Genomic DNA, 16666 nt, shown 5'->3' on the forward strand with positions numbered 1-16666 from the left:
TATGAAAATCCGTTATTTTCCCCTGTGTTGCCTGCTGCTGGCCGGCTGCATCAAAGATCACGGCCCGGAAGCGCCGCCGGTGCCCGCAAAACCGCAGTGGCTGATCAGCAGGGTCACGATGCTGCACCGGTCCGGCTCGGCCAACCCGCTGCCCGGGGAATCTCCGCAGCGTTTCCTCAAACAGGTGTTCGAATTGCATTACAACCGTTATTTCAAGCCCGAAAGCCGGCATGTTTATTCGGCGGACGGCGACACGCTCAACCTGCAGCTGGCAGAAAGGGATTCTTTGCTGTACGATGCGAATTACCGCGTCAGGCAGGTGGATGCTTACGTCGGCAGCAGCGCAACGGTACGTGAACGGCGGGTATTCGCCTATGCCGGCAACGATACGCTGCCATCTTCCTTTGAAATATGGTACGGCCGGAGCGATTCGCTCTACCGCAGCGGAACGGTAAACTATGCCTACCGGCCGGATACGACGATAGAGACCGGTCTTAACGCGCACGGTGGACAAGACACGACCTGGTACGTTTACACCGGCGGCAACTTTACAAAGCTGATCTCCACCATAGGGTTTGAAGAAGAGCCCTTTAGTCAATACGACAATTCGCCCGGGCTGGAACGTTTGATGAACCTTCAGCATGGCCTGGCATTCCGCATGCCGATGGATTACCGGAGCCTGCCGGTGCTTTCCCGCAACAACTGGATCGGGCAGGGGCCGCAATCCTGGGAGAAAAACGTTTTTGCATATACCGCGGGCGGCACGCTGATCAGCGAGTACGTGATCATTGAGCCATACCCGGAACCGAATTACTGGACTTTTCGCATCGAGTTTTTCACGCCCTGATACATTTCAACCATAAAAAAACATTGCCATGAAAAGCCGTTATCTCCCGTTGTTGTGCCTGTTGCTGACGGGCTGTATCAAAGACCACTGGCCGGGAACGCCCGACCCCGAAGTGCCGCCATTCCTCATCAGCAGGATGATCGCGGTGCAGCATAGCGGCACGCCCGACCCATTGCCTGGCGAGCATCCGGAAAGGTTTTTCAAAGAAGTGAACGAATTTCATTACAACGCCTTTTTTAAACCCGAAAGCCGTTACAGTTACGTGGCCAGCGGCGCAGATACGCTTGCTCTCCGGCTACAGGTGCGCGACACGCTGTATTACGATACCAAACACCGCGTGGTGCAGGTGGACGGTTATATTCCCTCACAGTCAGGCGTACGGGAAAGAAAAAAATTCACCTACGAGGGAAACGACACGCTGCCCGCTACAATGCAGGTGTGGTACAGCGGCATGCCCGAACCGGATTCGTTATACTTCCAGGGCACCACCCGCTTCGCTTATAAGACGGATACGGCGCTGATGATTTCAGTGAATGCACACGGGGGGCTGGATACGATGTTTTATATCTACGCCGGCGGCAATTTCATGCGGCAATATGGCACCACGGGGTATGAAGTCGACGTTTACACCACCTATGATAACGCCACCGGTATCGAGCACCTGATCGGCCTCAGCCATGGCCTGGTTTTCCGCCTGCCGGTGGACAACGTGAAACCGCCGGTGCTGTCGCGCAACAACTGGACCGGTGAGGGACTGCTAACACAGGTAAAAACGATCGCATACCTGCCGGGAGGCAATCTTGTAGACAGCTACACCGTCACTCAAAATGACCAGGTACCTTTAACATGGAAGGTGCGGTTCGAATATTTCATACCCAATCCCTGACAGGGGAAATTGCCATAAGGATGAGAGGGCTTACGTTCGTATGCCCTCTTTTGTTTTTCCGAAATGTTTGTTATCTTCACCCTGCTCTCATTAACCAATAATCCGTTTTTTATTCGTCATTACCCGCCGCCCCCGCCCATGCGCGGATGCAGCGTCGTATGATTATTGGCCATCATCATTTTTTAATTCATGAAACATTTGTTACTGGCTGCGTATATCGTGTTCGTAGCCGCCCTTTCCCTCGCCTGCAAAAAAAGGCCGGAAGAACAGAAAGCTGAAAATCTGCCACAGCTGCGCGTGCTGGGCTACCTGCTCAGCGATAACGACTGGCATACCGCCGTTAATTCCATCGATCTTACGAAGATCACCGATCTTAATCTCGCGTTCCTCAACCCGGAGGCGGATGGTAGTTTTAACATCGATCCCGCTGTGAAACAGGTGACAGACAAAGCGCGGGCGAAGAACGTGCGTGTGTTTATGTCCATCGGCGGCGGCGGCGCACCTGCTTATCTCGCGGAACTGATCAAACCGGGTAAACGCAGCGCTTTTGTGGCGGGCATTCTCGCACAGCTGGAGCAGCATGGTTTCGACGGGGTGGACGTAGACCTGGAAAACGATCTCATCAATGCCGATTACCCCGCTTTTGTAGCGGAGCTGCGCACGGCGCTTACCGCGAGGAACAAACTGATGACGGCCGCGCTCGCTTCCTGGAATGCGGACAAAATTCCGGATGCCACCATCAAAAGTTACGACTTCATTAACATCATGAGCTACGATAAAACAGGCCCCTGGAACCTCAGCCGGCCCGGTCCGCATTCCCCTTATGAAATGGCGGTGGAAGACTTCACGTATTTCAGCCAGCGGCGCGGCGTTGCAGCTGAAAAACTGCTGGTGGGCCTGCCTTTTTACGGGTATGGTTTCGGCGTGAATGCGCCTTCCGGCATCCGGTACAACGAGCTGATCGTGCAGTACCCCGGCGCGGAGAATGCGGATGAAGTAACGGTGAACGGGGGAGGAAAGATCTATTACAACGGCATCAACACGATCCGCCAGAAGGTGGCTTTTGCGCTTAGCAGCAAAGCCGCCGGGGTAATGATCTGGGAACTGACGCAGGACAGCGGCGATGCAAAATCGTTGCTGGGCGCGATCCATACGGAAATGAACAAATAGGGATGGATAAAGGTTCCATTCCCGGCGCGGCCATCGGCCTGGATTCCGGCGGGTCAGACGATGCATTTGCGGCCGAGTGTTCGGCCTGCCGATGGACGAAACGTTCGCAAAAGACCTGCAGCCTTCGAAAGCGGAAGCAGGCAAACCGGGACAGTTCTTTGCCGCAAAGTTCAACCTTGAAAAAACAGGCGATACCTTCATCGACATGAGCGGCTTCAAAAAGGGCGTGGTATGGGTGAACGGCCATAACCTGGGCCGGTATTGGGAGATCGGCCCGCAGAAACGGCTGTATTGCCCGGCAAGCTGGCTGAAAACGGGAGAGAACGACATCCGGGTGTTCGATCTGCATCAAACGGAAGCGGCGGCAGTGTCCGGCTACGCACGGATGGAATAACCATCGCAGCGGCAGTTAACAAACGTCGAAAAAATGTCAAGTATAGATCATTAACTCATAAAAGAAAAAGAGATGAACGCAAAAAAGCGCCCGTCTTTTTTCCTTTTATTTTTTCTTTATGCAGAAAAAAACAGTTAACTTAAAGTTAGGTTTTTCGCACATCGTATTGTTTCACGTTAAAAACAGCTTACCATGGGCAGAGTCAGAAATATCTTGGTGGGCAAAGGTCACGCAGTTTACTCCGTACATCCTGACAGCACAGTTTATGAAGCCCTGAAAGTGCTGGTGGATAAAAATGTGGGAGCCCTCGTAGTTTTAGACAAAGACAGATTTTTAGGTATATTTTCCGAGCGGGATTACGCCCGCAGGGTGATCCTGAAAGGCCGTGCCTCCAAGGAAACGACCATTCGCGAGATCATGACGGAACATCCTATAACCGTTACCGAAGACGAGACCATCGAAAACTGCATGTGCAAAATGACAGACAAAAGGATCCGTCATCTGCCCGTGGTAGACGAGGGCGGCAGGCTGATCGGCGTTATTTCCATCGGGGACGTTGTGAAATACATGATGGACGAGCAGAAGCACATTATTGAAAACCTCGAATGTTACATTAACGGCACTCACCACTAGCCAGGCCATTCCATTCACCGCATTTCAGCCTTTTTATTACTAACCCGGTTGTTTTTTGTTTTATCGTCGGCATCCGGTGCGATGCAGCGCAGCATGGACATACAAAAACAACAAATCGGCTATTGATACCGGATCATACAGATCGACTATAAAACAATCACCATGAACCCAACCTGGCCTTTCCTTGTATTCGGAGCCATCGTGCTTGTATTGGTACTGGCTATCCTGGGTCTGTCCTACATTCTGGGCCAGCGCCATAAAGACCGCGCCACGGGCGAAGCTTACGAATCCGGCATTCTTTCCACCGGTTCCGCCCGCCTTCGCTTCCCTTCGCAGTTTTACCTCGTCGCCATGCTGTTCGTGATATTCGATATCGAAACGGTGTTCATCGTGTCGTGGGCCATCGCGTTCGGTGAACTGGGCTGGCCGGGGTTTATCGGCGTATCCGTATTCATCCTCATCCTGCTGGCGGTGCTCGTGTACGAATGGCGCAACGGCGCGCTCGATTTCGGGCCGGACGGTAAAAAAATACTCAAAGCTTACCGCAAACTGCGGAAAGAAAAAGGATCAACCGCTAAAACAATCTCTCATGAAGTGGTGGTTAACTGAACCGAAAGAAGCGGCCGCGCAGCGTTCCGGCAATTACTCCATGGAAGAATCCGTGAGCCAGGCCGTGATGCTGACCTCCGTAGAGCGGCTGGTTGCCTGGGGCAGGAAAAATTCCATGTGGCCTTTTCACTTCGGCCTGAGCTGCTGTTTCGTGGAAATGGCCACCGGCATGACGCCCAAATACGACCTGGCGCGTTTCGGCGCGGAAGTGATCCGCGGCACGCCGCGCGAGGCAGACGTAATGATCATCGCCGGCACCGTATTCATCAAAATGGCGCCGGTCATTCAACGGTTATACGAACAAATGATGGAGCCGCGCTGGGTGATTTCCATGGGCTCCTGCGCCAATTCGGGCGGGATGTATGATATTTACAGTGTGGTGCAGGGGGTGGACAAATTCCTGCCGGTAGATGTATACGTACCGGGCTGCCCGCCCCGGCCGGATGCTTTCATGCACGGGCTCGTGCTGCTGCAGCAGTCCGTCGGAAAAGAAAAACGCCCCCTCAGCTGGATGATCGGGGAACAGGGCGTCATCAAACCCGAAAAAGTGAGCATGCGCGACCTGAACCGCGAAAAACGCCAGCAAATGACCGAATTCAAAACGCCGGACGAAATATAAAACCTTTCGGCCGGAGCGTTATAAAACTATTAAATGCCGGAAAGCCGAACAGCCTTCCGGGGCTCTATAAAATCATGTACGGATGAGTATCAGGCGGATCACAGAAAATGTGTATGAACTGCAGCTCGGGAAAGTAAATGCTTTCCTGCTGGAAGACGAAAAGCTCACGTTGATAGACACGGGAGTGCCAGACAGCACCGGCCAGATCATTGAAATGATCCGGGAGGTGGGGAGGCAGCCGGAAGAGCTGAAGCACATTTTGCTCACCCACAGCCATCCCGATCATGCGGGAAGCGCAGCGCAGCTGAAAATGATCACCGGCGCGAAAGTGTACATGCACGCTGCGGAGAAAATGAATTTGGAAAAAGGTTTCGTGGCCAAACCGCCCGTGCCTTATTTCACGAGCCTCGCCAATAAACTGATGTACAACCTGTTCATCAAAAACGCGCCGGGGCTGATACCGTCTGCAAAGGCAGATGTGTTGTTGCAGGACGGGGACTGGTTGCCCATAGCGGGCGGCCTTCACGCCATCCACATTCCGGGCCACAGCGCGGGCCAGCTGGCCTTCTTTCTGCCCGGAAGAAAAAATGTGCTGTTTGCCGCGGATGCCGCTGATAACCTGTTCGGACTGGGTTACAGCTGCTTCTACGAAAACTTCACGGAAGCCGAGCGCAGCCTGGAACGGCTGTCTACCTTCGATTTCGACATTGCCTGTTTCGGCCACGGCAAGTCCATTATGCGGGGCGCTTCCGAAAGGTTCAGGAACAAATTCCTGAAACACAAACACAAAGCCCCGACCGTAAAAGAAGCACGGCCTTACCTGGTGGTGGAGAAAGATGCGATCGTGCGGATACAGGAGCCGGAAGAAAAAAATTAATTGCGAATTACAACTGATACAACAAATCTGATCTACCACAGGCTCATTAAAAGCAAGGGACCCAAAAGCTAGGAAAAGCTAAGCATCATGGCGCATTGATACAATCAAAAATGTAATCATGCCAGCTAGCATTTTTTCTGCCCTCTGCTCCCGGTTCGGTGAGAATATCTTCCACGAACAGCTCACCCGGGATGAGACGCCCACCATCTGGACGCCACAAGGGAAAATTATTGCCGTACTGGAATACCTCCGCAGCGATGCGGAACAACCTTTCCGCATGCTCTATGACCTCACGGCCATCGACGAGCGTGCCTGTAAAAGTAAATACAACGGCACCTGCGAATTCACCCTCGTTTATCACCTGTTTTCATTTGAGCGGAACGCCTTCGTAAGACTGAAAGTCGCCCTCCGCGGAGAATTTCCCAACACGCCAAGCTGCACGCACATCTGGCCCGCCGCCAACTGGTACGAAAGGGAAGTGTTCGACATGTTCGGCATCCGCTTCGACGGCCACCCGCTCCTGAAACGCATCTTAATGCCTGTGACCTGGGAGGGTCATCCCCTCCGGAAGGAACATCCGGCCCGGGCTACGGAGATGGGCCCCTTCCGGTTGTTTGCGGCGAAAGAAGACAGGGAACAGGAAGCGCTGCAATTCAGTCCGGAGGAATGGGGGCTTAAACGGCACAGCGAGGATTCGGATTACATGTTTCTCAATATCGGCCCGCAACACCCGGGCACTCACGGCGTTCTCCGCATCATACTCCAGCTCGACGGGGAAGACATTGTAGACGCCGTTCCCGATATCGGCTTCCACCACCGCGGCGCCGAAAAAATGGGAGAACGCCAAAGCTGGCATACCTACATCCCTTATACAGACCGCATCGATTACCTCGGCGGCGTCAACAACAATCTTGCTTATTTACTGTCTGTGGAAAAACTCGCCGGCATCCGCATCCCGGAACGCGCCGAAGTGATCCGCGTGATGCTTTGCGAACTGTTCCGCATCGCCAGCCATCTCGTGTGGTACGGCACCTTCGCGCAGGACGTGGGGCAGCTGTCGCCCGTTTTTTACATGTTCACCGACCGCGAAAAGATATTCAACATCATCGAAGCCGTTTGCGGCGGGCGCATGCACCCCAACTGGTTCCGCATCGGCGGCGTCGCGCAGGACCTGCCGAACGGCTGGGATAAGCTCGTGCGCGATTTCGTGAATTATTTCCCGAAAAAACTCAAAGAGTACGACAAGATGGTGATGCGCAACGCGCTGTTCAAAGCCCGCACCGTTGGCATCGGCGTGTTCACGCAGGAAGAGGCCATCGACTGGGGCGCCACCGGGCCCAACCTGCGCGCCTGCGGCATGGAGTGGGACATGCGGAAAAAACGGCCCTACAGCGGTTACGAAAATTATGAGTTCGACATACCCATTGCGCAGAACGGCGATTGTTACGACCGCGCCGTGGTGCGCGTGAACGAAATGTGGCAAAGCCTGCGCATCGTGGAGCAATGCCTGAACAACATGCCGGCAGGGCCTTACAAATCGGATCACCCGCTGGCCACGCCGCCGCTGAAAGAAATGACGATGAAAGACATCGAAACGCTCATCCACCACTTCCTGCACGTCAGCTGGGGCCCCGTAATACCCGGGGGCGAAGCGATGATCGTAACGGAAGCCACCAAAGGATGGAACAGTTATTACCTCACCAGCGACGGCAACACCGCGCCTTACCGGGTGCGCGTGCGCACGCCTTCGTTCGCCCATATGCAAATGATTCCGTACATCAGCCGCGGGTACACCGTAGCCGACCTGCTGTCTATACTCGGCGCCATGGATTATGTACTGGCCGATATCGACCGCTGACAACGAAAACCTAAAAGCAACCGTTATGCTCAGTACCGCAGAAAAGGAACAGATAGAACACGAGATCGGCATGGTGCCGGTCAAAAAAGCCGCGTGTATCGAAGCGCTGAAGATCGTGCAGCATCACCGCCGCTGGGTGTCTGACGAAGGCATACAGGACGTGGCGGGCATCCTGGACATGAGCCCCGAGGAAGTAGACAGCGTGGCTACTTTTTACAATCTCATTTTCAGGCAGCCCGTTGGCCGGCACATCATTTTATTGTGCGACAGCATCAGCTGTTACGTAATGGGCCTCAACGACCTGCACGAAGAGCTGGTGAGCCTGCTGGGCATACAGTACGGGCAAACCACGGACGACGGCAGGTTCACGCTGCTGCCCAATCCCTGCCTCGGCACCTGCGATCATGCGCCGGCGCTGATGGTAGACAACGACCTGTACCGCGACCTGCGGCCCGAAGCGATTGCAGACATCCTTGAAAAATATTTATGACATGGAACGCCCCCTCACACAACATATCACCTTTCCGCCGCTGGGCCTTCGCCAGTACGAAGCCATAGGCGGCTACCAGGCGGCGCGCAAAGCCATCAAACATATGCAGCCGGCGGAAGTAACGGCGCTCGTGAAAGATTCGGGCATGAAGGGCAGGGGAGGCGCCGGTTTCAGCACCGGCATGAAATGGAGTTTTGTGCCCATGAACGTTCCCGGCCCGAAATACCTCATCTGCAACGCCGATGAAATGGAACCCGGTACCTTCAAAGACCGCTGGCTGCTGGAAGGCAATCCGCATCAGCTCATCGAAGGCATGATAGTGGCCGCTTACGCCATCCAGGCTACGGAATCGTTCGTGTTTCTCCGCTGGGCCTACAAAACAGCCGCACAGGAGATCCGCAAAGCGATACAGGAAGCCTACGACGCGGGATATCTCGGCAGAAACATTCTTGGTACCGGTTATTCGCTCGAAATGCATTTGCACACCGGCGTGGGCCGTTACATGTGCGGCGAAGAAACGGCATTGCTGAACTCGCTGGAAGGCAAACGCGCCACCCCGCGCTCCAAACCGCCGTTCCCGCAGGTAAGCGGGCTGTTTGGCAAACCCACCATCGTGAATAATGTGGAAACACTGAGTTATATCCCGCACATCGTGAACAAAGGCGCGGACTGGTTCCAGAAACTTAGCCTCACGGCTGACGGTGGCACCAAGATCTACGGCGTGAGCGGCCGCGTAAAAAATCCCGGCGCCTGGGAACTGCCCATGGGCATCACGTTGCGCGAACTGCTCGAAGAACATGCCGGCGGAATGCAGGACGGGTATAGTTTCAAAGGCGTATTGCCCGGCGGCGCTTCCACCGATTTCCTGGTGGAAGAACATATGGACGTGAAACTCGATTTTGCAGGCGTAGCCGCGGCGGGCAGCCGTTTAGGCACCGGCACCATGATCGTGCTGGACGATAAGACCTGCCCCGTCGGGTTCGTGCATAACCTCGAGCATTTTTTCGCGCAGGAAAGCTGCGGCTTCTGCACGCCCTGCCGCGAAGGTTTGCCATGGACGGAAAAGCTGCTCTGGGCCATCGAACAGGGCAACGGGCGGATGAAAGATATTGAAATACTGGCTTCGCAAACGAAGCTGCTCGGCCCGGGCAACACTTTCTGCGCGCTCGCGCCCGGCGCTATGGAACCACTGCAAAGCGCGCTCAAATATTTCAGGGAAGATTTTGAAAGGCACATCATAGAAGAAGGCTGCCCGTATAACCATCACCATCACCTTCATTCCACCAGTCATGAACATTTACATCGATAATAAAAAATACGAGATAAAGGAAGGGAAGAACCTGCTGGAAGCATGTTTGCAGCTGGGATTGAACCTCCCTTATTTCTGCTGGCATCCCGCCCTGGGTTCGGTGGGCGCGTGCCGGCAATGCGCTATCAAGCTGTATAAAGACGAAGACGATACAAAAGGCAGGCTGGTAATGGGCTGTATGGAACCGGTGCGCGACAATGTGCGCATTTCGCTGGAAGACCCGGACGCAAAGGGTTTCAGGGAGCAGGTGATCGGCTGGCTGATGACCAACCACCCGCACGACTGCGCCGTGTGCGACGAAGGCGGCGCCTGTCATTTGCAGGACATGACGGTGATGACCGGCCATACTTACCGCGACTATCGTTTCTCCAAACGCACGTACAACAACCAGGACCTCGGCCCGTTCCTGAACCACGAAATGAACCGCTGCATTCAATGTTACCGTTGCGTACGGTATTACAAAGACTACGCCGGCGGAAAAGACCTCGACGTGTTCGCCGCGCACAACCATGTATATTTCGGCCGTTGCGGCAACGGCAAGCTCGAAAGCGAGTTCAGCGGCAATCTTGCCGAAGTATGTCCTACGGGCGTATTTACGGACAAAACCCTGCAATCGCATTACACCCGCAAATGGGACCTGACTTATGCTCCATCTATATGCCAGGGCTGTTCGCTCGGCTGCAACACCAGCGCCGGGGAACGGTACGGCACTTTGCGGCAGATCGCCAACCGCTACAACGGCGACGTGAACGGTTATTTTCTTTGTGACCGCGGGCGTTACGGGTATGAATTCGTGAACAGTCATCAACGTATTTACGAGCCCGCCGTGCGCCCGCATTCCAACGGCGCCGTCAAAAAAGAGCAGGTGGTGGAAGTGGTGGCGGAGAAATTGAAAAAAGGAAGAGTGATCGGCATCGGCTCGCCGCGCGCCAGCCTCGAAAGCAACTTCGCGCTGAAGCAGCTGGTGGGCGCGGAACATTTTTACATCGGCATGTCTGACGCAGACCACGATCACACTGCGCTTGCGTTGAAAATTTTGAAGGAAGGTCCGGCCCGCACGCCGTCGCTGCACGAAATGGAACATGCGGACGCAGTGCTGATACTCGGCGAAGACCTTACCAACACCGCGCCGCTGATGGCATTGGCGGTGCGGCAGGCGGTGCGCCAGCAGCCCATGCACGAAACGGAACAAACGCTGCATCTCGCCCCATGGCAGGATGCGCCGATGCGCGAAGCCATCCAGGACAAAAAAGGCCCGCTGTTCATCCTCCACACATTCCCCACCAAACTCGACGAACTGGCCACGGCCATTCACCGCGGCGCGCCGGACAATCTCGCCCGCATCGCCTTTGCGCTCGCGGCTAAATTAGGGGCGGACGTTGCGCCGGTAGACGACCTGCACGACGAAGAAAAAACGCTCGTGGCCCAAATGGCGGACGCATTGCTGGCCGCGAAAAACCCGCTCATCATCAGCGGCTACGGTTCCGGCTGGGACCACTTCATGAAAGCCGCCGCCAATATCAGTTGGGCTTTGCAGCAGCAGGGCCGTGCGCCCATGCTCAGTTTCACGCTGCCGGAATGCAACAGCCTGGGCCTTGAAATGCTCGGCGGCCACCGCCTCGATTCCGCGATAGACCTGATGGAGAAAGGCGGGGCCGATACGGTCGTAGTGCTGGAAAACGACCTTTACCGCCGCGCGGACGAACATGTGATCGACGCATTGTTCGCCAACGCCAAAGAAGTGATACTCATAGATCACCTGTATAACCAGACCGCCGAAAAAGCGACCGTGTTATTGCCCGCGGGCACATTCGCGGAGGCAGACGGCACCATCGTGAACAACGAAGGACGCGCCCAGCGTTTTTTCCAGGTGTTCGTGCCGAAAGGCTCCGTGCAGGAAAGCTGGCGCTGGCTGTTGCAGATCGCGGAAAAGGCGCAGGTGCCGCGGCTCAGCAGCCTGCAAAACCTCGACGACATCGTGTGGGCCATGTGTGTGGCCGTTCCTTTCTTCGAAAAAGTGCAGCAGATCGCGCCGCATGCGGATTTCAGGATCAACGGGCAGAAGATCCCCCGCGAATCCCACCGCTACAGCGGCCGCACGGCTACGCTGGCCAACGAGAACGTGAGCGAGCCGAAACCCGCGGACGATATCGATACCCCGCTTTCCTTTACCATGGAAGGTTTCAGGGGCGAGCCGCCCGCACCGCTGATCCCGTATTTCTGGTCGCCGGGCTGGAACAGCGTGCAGGCCGTGAACAAATACCAAACAGAGATCGGCGGGCACCTGCATGGCGGCGATCCCGGCCTTCGCCTGCTGGAACCGCACCTGAACGGAAGACCGCATTATTTCAGGGAGGCGCCGGACCGTTACATCCCGATGCCGGGGCATGTGCACATCATGCCGGTCTACAGCATATTCGGCTCCGAAGAACTGAGCATGCACACAAAAGGCATCGCGCAAAGCGCGCAGGATTTTTTCTGCATTTACATGAACCCCGAAGATATGCACCAGTGGAGCATTTCGCCAGGCATATGGGTGAGCTTCGACGTAGACCATCATTCTTACCAGATGGTGGCCGTGCCGAACCATTGGTTGCCGAGAGGCATTGCCGCGCTAAATGCCGGGCTGCCCAAATCGAAGATCATCGACCTGCCGCAATGCGTAAAGCTGAGCGGGGCCGAAGCGTTGCACGCAACACGGTAACGAAAGATTCCATCATGCTGCCCCGGCAGCGTTAAAAATATTGGATATGGAAGCAAATTTCTGGTGGGTGATAGGCGGAGTGCTTTTTGTACTGCTCAACACGGCGGCCGGCCTCATCTGGCTGGAACGGCGCATGCTGGCGCTCTGGCAGGACCGTTACGGCCCCAATCGCGCGGGGCCGCTGGGTTTGCTGATCGTATTGGCGGATACCATCAAACTTTTTTTCAAGGAAGACTGGATACCGCCTTTTTCCGACAAGGTCGTTTTTGTGTTCGCGCCCGCCGTGGTGGTGGCTTCCGTGCTGATGAGCTTTACGGTGATACCGTTCGGGCCGAACGTGGTGGTGGCGGACTGGAATATCGGCCTGCTGTTTTTCCTGGCCATGTCCTCGCTCGGCGTGTACAGCATCGTGTTGGGCGGATGGGCGTCTAACAACAAATACGCGCTGCTGGGCGCCATGCGCGGCGCTTCGCAGATGATCAGCTACGAAGTGTTTATGGGCCTCGCCCTGATGGGCGTGGTGCTGCTGAGCGGCACGTTTAACCTGCGCGAGATCGTGGAAGCGCAGCGCGGGCTGTGGTATTTTATCCCGCAGTTTCTCGGCTTCATCATTTTCCTGATCGCGGGCATCGCCGAAACGCACCGTTTGCCGTTCGATATTCCTGAAGCGGAAAGCGAGCTGGTGGCGGGTTTTCACGCGGAATACTCGGGCATGAAGTTCGGCATGTTCTTCATCGGCGAATACCTCGGCATCACGCTGGTATCGTCCATGATCGTGACGCTGTACTTCGGCGGATGGCTGGGCCCCGCTTTCCTGCCGGGCATCATCTGGTTCGTGATCAAAACCTTTGTTTTTATCTCGCTGTTCATCCTGCTGCGGGCTTCCATGCCCAGACCGCGGTACGACCAGCTGATGGAATACGGATGGAAAGTATTGTTCCCGCTGTCGCTGTTGAATTTGCTGGCGACGGCCGCCATAAAATTAATCCTGACTGACAATTGAAATTACGCGTATGTTCAGTTTAATCAGAAGCATGTGGTTGGTATTCCTGCATATGTTCCACAAGCGGGAGACTTACCAGTACCCGGAAGAAAAAGCCCCGCTGCCCGCACGCTGGCGCGGCCGCATTGCCCTCACCCGCGACCCGGACGGCGGGGAGCGCTGTGTGGGTTGTTATCTCTGCGCCGCGGCATGCCCGGTGGACTGCATCAGCCTGCAGGCCACCGAAGCGCCGGACGGCAGGCGTTACCCGGGATTTTTCCGCATCAACTTTTCCCGCTGCATCTTTTGCGGTTTTTGTGAAGAGGCTTGTCCTACCTACGCCATTCAACTGCTGCCCGATTTCGAAATAGCGGAGTACGACCGGCAGAACCTGGTGTACGAAAAAGAAGACCTCCTCATCAACAGCCAGGGTAAATACCCCGGCTACAACTATTACCGCGTGGCGGGCATGGCGATCGATGGAAAAAACAAAGGCGAAGCCAGCAAAGAAGAACCGCCGGTGGACGTTAAAAGCCTGCTACCTTAAAATATGCACGTATGGGACCAGCATTTTACATCGCCGGGGCGGTAGCCGTATTGTCTACCCTGATGGTGATCACCCGTTACAACATCATGCACGCGCTGTTGTACTTCATCGTGTCGCTGCTGAGCGTGGCCGTTATTTTTTACGTGTACGGCGCGCCGTTCATGGCCGCGCTGGAAGTGATCGTATATGCGGGCGCCATTATGGTGCTGATCATATTTTTCGTAATGATGTTAAACCTCGGCCCGCAGACCGCCGGCGACGAAGCCCGTTGGCTTACGCCGCGTATCTGGATCGGGCCTTCCATCCTTTGTCTTGTTTTACTCGCGGAACTGGTGTACCTCATCCTTCAACCCACCGGCCAGGCCGGGGATGTAATAACGGTGGACCCGAAAGCAGTAGGCATGAGCTTATTCGGTCCTTACATCCTGGCGGTGGAGCTTGCGGGCATGTTGCTGATGGCCGGGATCGTAGGGGCCTATCATCTTGGCCGGCAGAAGAAAAAAATATTGCACAGATTTCTTGAAAGAACTACGGAATGATGAATACAACCATGGAAGGGCTGGTGCTGGCCGGCATTTTATTCGTGCTGGGGCTGATCAGTATGCTGATCAGGCGGAACATTATTTTTATGCTCATCAGCGTGGAAATTATGCTCAACGCGGCCGGGCTGGCCTTTATAGTAGCGGCCGCGCGCTGGGGGCAGCCGGAAGGGCAGGTGATGTTCATGTTCATTCTCGCAATGGCCGCAGCCGAAGTATCGGTGGGCCTTGCGCTGATCCTGCAGATCTATCACCAGCTCAAAACGCTCGACAGCGATGAGGCCAGCAAAATGAGAGGATAATCAAGCTTTAAAACATTCAGCTATGCAGTGGATTTACCTGATACCGGCTTTGCCTTTCCTGGGCGCACTGCTCCTGGTGCTCGCATCGGGGCGCATCGGCAAAACGGGCGTGACCCTCATCGGCTGCGGCAGCGTGGGTATTGCCGCGCTGGTTACCATCGTCGCCGGCCTGCAGTTCATGAACAGCGGGCAGGCGGGGTATGTGCAGCATCTCTGGGACTGGGTCAGCATCGGTACTTTCCGCATCGGCATGGACTTACGGCTGGATGCGCTTTCGCTCGTGTTTACCTTCGTGATCACTTTCGTTGGTTTTCTCATTCATGTATATTCCACGGGTTATATGGCAGACGATCCGGACTTCGCCCGGTTCTTCGCCTGCATGAACCTGTTTGTCGGCGCCATGCTTTTGCTGGTGTTGGGAGACAACCTGCTGCTGTTGTACTTCGGCTGGGAAGGCGTGGGGCTTTGCAGTTACCTGCTGATCGGCTTCTGGTATAAAGATCCCGCTAACGGCGCCGCCGCGCGCAAAGCGTTCATCGTTACGCGCGTGGGCGATACCGCCATGGCCATTGCATTGTTCCTGCTCGTGCAGCATACCGGCAGTTTGCAGCTCGGAACAGTGCTTGCAAGAGCGCAGGAATTATGGACTACGGGCGACCCCACGGTAGTGCTGATCGCCTTTCTTTTACTGGGCGGCGCGGTAGGCAAAAGCGCGCAATTGCCGCTGCAAACCTGGCTGCCAGACGCTATGGCCGGCCCGACGCCCGTGAGCGCGCTCATTCACGCCGCCACGATGGTAACGGCGGGCGTGTATCTCATCGCGCGCACCAATGCGCTGTTCGTGCTTTCTCCTTCCGCGCAGGCGGCCGTGGCCATCGTTGGCGCCATTACCTTATTGCTGGCGGGCTGCAGCGCATTTGTGCAAACGGACATTAAACGGGTGCTGGCGTATTCCACCATCAGCCAGATCGGGTATATGTTCCTCGCGCTGGGCGTGGGCGCATGGAGCGCGGCGATCTTCCATTTTATGACGCACGCGTTTTTCAAAGCATTGCTTTTCCTTGGCGCAGGCGCTATTATCGTAGCCCTGCATCATGAACAGGATATGTTCAAAATGGGCGGTCTCCGCAAATCGCTGCCCGGTGTGTTCCTCGTTTTTTTGATCGGCTCCGCGTCGCTGGCGGCGCTGCCGTTCGTGACCTCCGGTTTTTACAGCAAAGACCAGATCGTTTGGCTGGCGGGCGCCGCGGCGGGCGGTAACGCGTTTTATTCGCTGGCGGCTGTGCTCGGGGCGTTCATCACGGCCGCATATACCGCGCGCATGATCTTCCTCGTGTTTTTCGGGCAGGAAAAAACGCATGTGCATCACAAACCCGGGCCGGTGATGATGGCGCCGTTGTATATACTGGCGGTATTGTCCACGCTCGCGGGTTTTATTGAATTGCCGCATACGCTGGGGCATCTCACGCTGCTTAGCGACTTCGTGTCGCCGGTATTGCCCGGCGTAGTTACCGTTCACGGCGGCGTTGCGCTGGAATGGGGCATGCAGGCGCTTACGCTCGGTCTGGTTGCGCTCGCCACCTGGCTGGCCTGGCGTTTGCTGGCCGCGCCTTTCCCGGACGGGCTGAAACAGTTCCTGAAAAACGGCTGGGGTTTCGACGATGCGTACAATGTGATGTTTGTACAACCTTTCGTGAAACTGGCGAAAATAAACAGGAGGGATGTGATCGATAAAATATACACCGGCCTGGCTGCCGTGACGCGCGGTTTTCACCGGGCGATGTCCGCCACGCAAAGCGGCATTCTCCGCTGGTACGTAATGGGCATCGTGATGGGGGCGGTCATTATTTTGTCCGTGATCATCTGGCGCGAATACGCGGTGTAACGAACGTTAAACAGT

17 protein-coding genes are annotated in these 16666 nt (G+C 55.6%); all 17 read left to right on the forward strand.

Going from position 1 to position 16666, the window contains the following annotated elements:
* Position 1 precedes the first annotated feature (1 nt).
* The 17 genes from J7I43_RS16755 (at position 2) to nuoL (ending at position 16651) form a co-directional block, all read left to right on the forward strand.
* Positions 2–847, forward strand: a complete 846-nt coding sequence (locus J7I43_RS16755) for a hypothetical protein (RefSeq protein ID WP_209147003.1) — start codon at positions 2–4, stop codon at positions 845–847.
* A gap of 28 nt (positions 848–875) precedes the next feature.
* On the forward strand, positions 876–1733 hold the full coding sequence (locus J7I43_RS16760; RefSeq protein WP_209147004.1) for a hypothetical protein: 858 nt from the start codon (positions 876–878) through the stop codon (positions 1731–1733).
* Between the two features lie 189 nt (positions 1734–1922).
* Entirely contained in the window at positions 1923–2903 is a 981-nt protein-coding gene (locus tag J7I43_RS16765; RefSeq protein WP_209147005.1) for a glycosyl hydrolase family 18 protein, read from the forward strand.
* A gap of 91 nt (positions 2904–2994) precedes the next feature.
* Entirely contained in the window at positions 2995–3297 is a 303-nt protein-coding gene (locus tag J7I43_RS16770; RefSeq protein ID WP_209147006.1) for a hypothetical protein, read from the forward strand.
* 192 nt (positions 3298–3489) lie between these two features.
* Positions 3490–3930, forward strand: a complete 441-nt coding sequence (locus J7I43_RS16775; protein WP_209147007.1) for a CBS domain-containing protein — start codon at positions 3490–3492, stop codon at positions 3928–3930.
* A 162-nt stretch (positions 3931–4092) separates the two neighbouring features.
* Positions 4093–4539: an NADH-quinone oxidoreductase subunit A gene (locus tag J7I43_RS16780; protein WP_209147008.1), complete on the forward strand. Its 447-nt coding sequence runs from the start codon at positions 4093–4095 to the stop codon at positions 4537–4539.
* Positions 4520–5158: an NADH-quinone oxidoreductase subunit B gene (locus J7I43_RS16785; RefSeq protein ID WP_209147009.1), complete on the forward strand. Its 639-nt coding sequence runs from the start codon at positions 4520–4522 to the stop codon at positions 5156–5158. Before J7I43_RS16780 ends, J7I43_RS16785 begins: the two co-directional genes overlap by 20 nt.
* A gap of 82 nt (positions 5159–5240) precedes the next feature.
* Positions 5241–6035 (forward strand): MBL fold metallo-hydrolase, encoded by a 795-nt coding sequence (locus J7I43_RS16790; protein WP_209147010.1) that lies wholly within the window; start codon positions 5241–5243, stop codon positions 6033–6035.
* Between the two features lie 118 nt (positions 6036–6153).
* Positions 6154–7893 (forward strand): NADH-quinone oxidoreductase subunit C/D, encoded by a 1740-nt coding sequence (gene nuoC, locus J7I43_RS16795; RefSeq protein WP_209147011.1) that lies wholly within the window; start codon positions 6154–6156, stop codon positions 7891–7893.
* Positions 7894–7918: 25 nt separating this feature from the next.
* Complete coding sequence (gene nuoE / locus J7I43_RS16800) at positions 7919–8383, forward strand: NADH-quinone oxidoreductase subunit NuoE (RefSeq protein WP_209147012.1); 465 nt, start codon at positions 7919–7921, stop codon at positions 8381–8383.
* 1 nt (position 8384) lies between these two features.
* Positions 8385–9692, forward strand: coding sequence for an NADH-quinone oxidoreductase subunit NuoF (gene nuoF, locus J7I43_RS16805; RefSeq protein ID WP_209147013.1), 1308 nt, complete (start codon positions 8385–8387; stop codon positions 9690–9692).
* A complete protein-coding gene (gene nuoG, locus J7I43_RS16810; protein ID WP_209147014.1) occupies positions 9673–12396 on the forward strand; it encodes an NADH-quinone oxidoreductase subunit NuoG in 2724 nt (907 codons plus the stop codon). Before nuoF ends, nuoG begins: the two co-directional genes overlap by 20 nt.
* A gap of 46 nt (positions 12397–12442) precedes the next feature.
* Positions 12443–13399 carry an NADH-quinone oxidoreductase subunit NuoH gene (gene nuoH / locus J7I43_RS16815; protein ID WP_209147015.1) on the forward strand — a complete coding sequence of 319 codons (957 nt, stop codon included), beginning with the start codon at positions 12443–12445 and terminating at the stop codon, positions 13397–13399.
* A 10-nt stretch (positions 13400–13409) separates the two neighbouring features.
* Positions 13410–13925: an NADH-quinone oxidoreductase subunit NuoI gene (nuoI, locus tag J7I43_RS16820; RefSeq protein WP_209147016.1), complete on the forward strand. Its 516-nt coding sequence runs from the start codon at positions 13410–13412 to the stop codon at positions 13923–13925.
* 11 nt (positions 13926–13936) lie between these two features.
* Complete coding sequence (nuoJ, locus tag J7I43_RS16825; RefSeq protein WP_209147017.1) at positions 13937–14464, forward strand: NADH-quinone oxidoreductase subunit J; 528 nt, start codon at positions 13937–13939, stop codon at positions 14462–14464.
* The gene (nuoK, locus tag J7I43_RS16830; protein ID WP_209147018.1) at positions 14461–14766 is read left to right on the forward strand and encodes an NADH-quinone oxidoreductase subunit NuoK; all 306 of its coding nucleotides are present in this window, start codon (positions 14461–14463) and stop codon (positions 14764–14766) included. The genes nuoJ and nuoK overlap by 4 nt, the downstream gene beginning before the upstream one ends.
* Before the next feature lie 22 nt (positions 14767–14788).
* Positions 14789–16651 (forward strand): NADH-quinone oxidoreductase subunit L, encoded by a 1863-nt coding sequence (gene nuoL / locus J7I43_RS16835; protein WP_209147019.1) that lies wholly within the window; start codon positions 14789–14791, stop codon positions 16649–16651.
* Positions 16652–16666: the final 15 nt, after the last annotated feature.

The organism is Chitinophaga chungangae (assembly GCF_017742215.1).
Classification (GTDB): Bacteria; Bacteroidota; Bacteroidia; order Chitinophagales; family Chitinophagaceae; genus Chitinophaga; species Chitinophaga chungangae.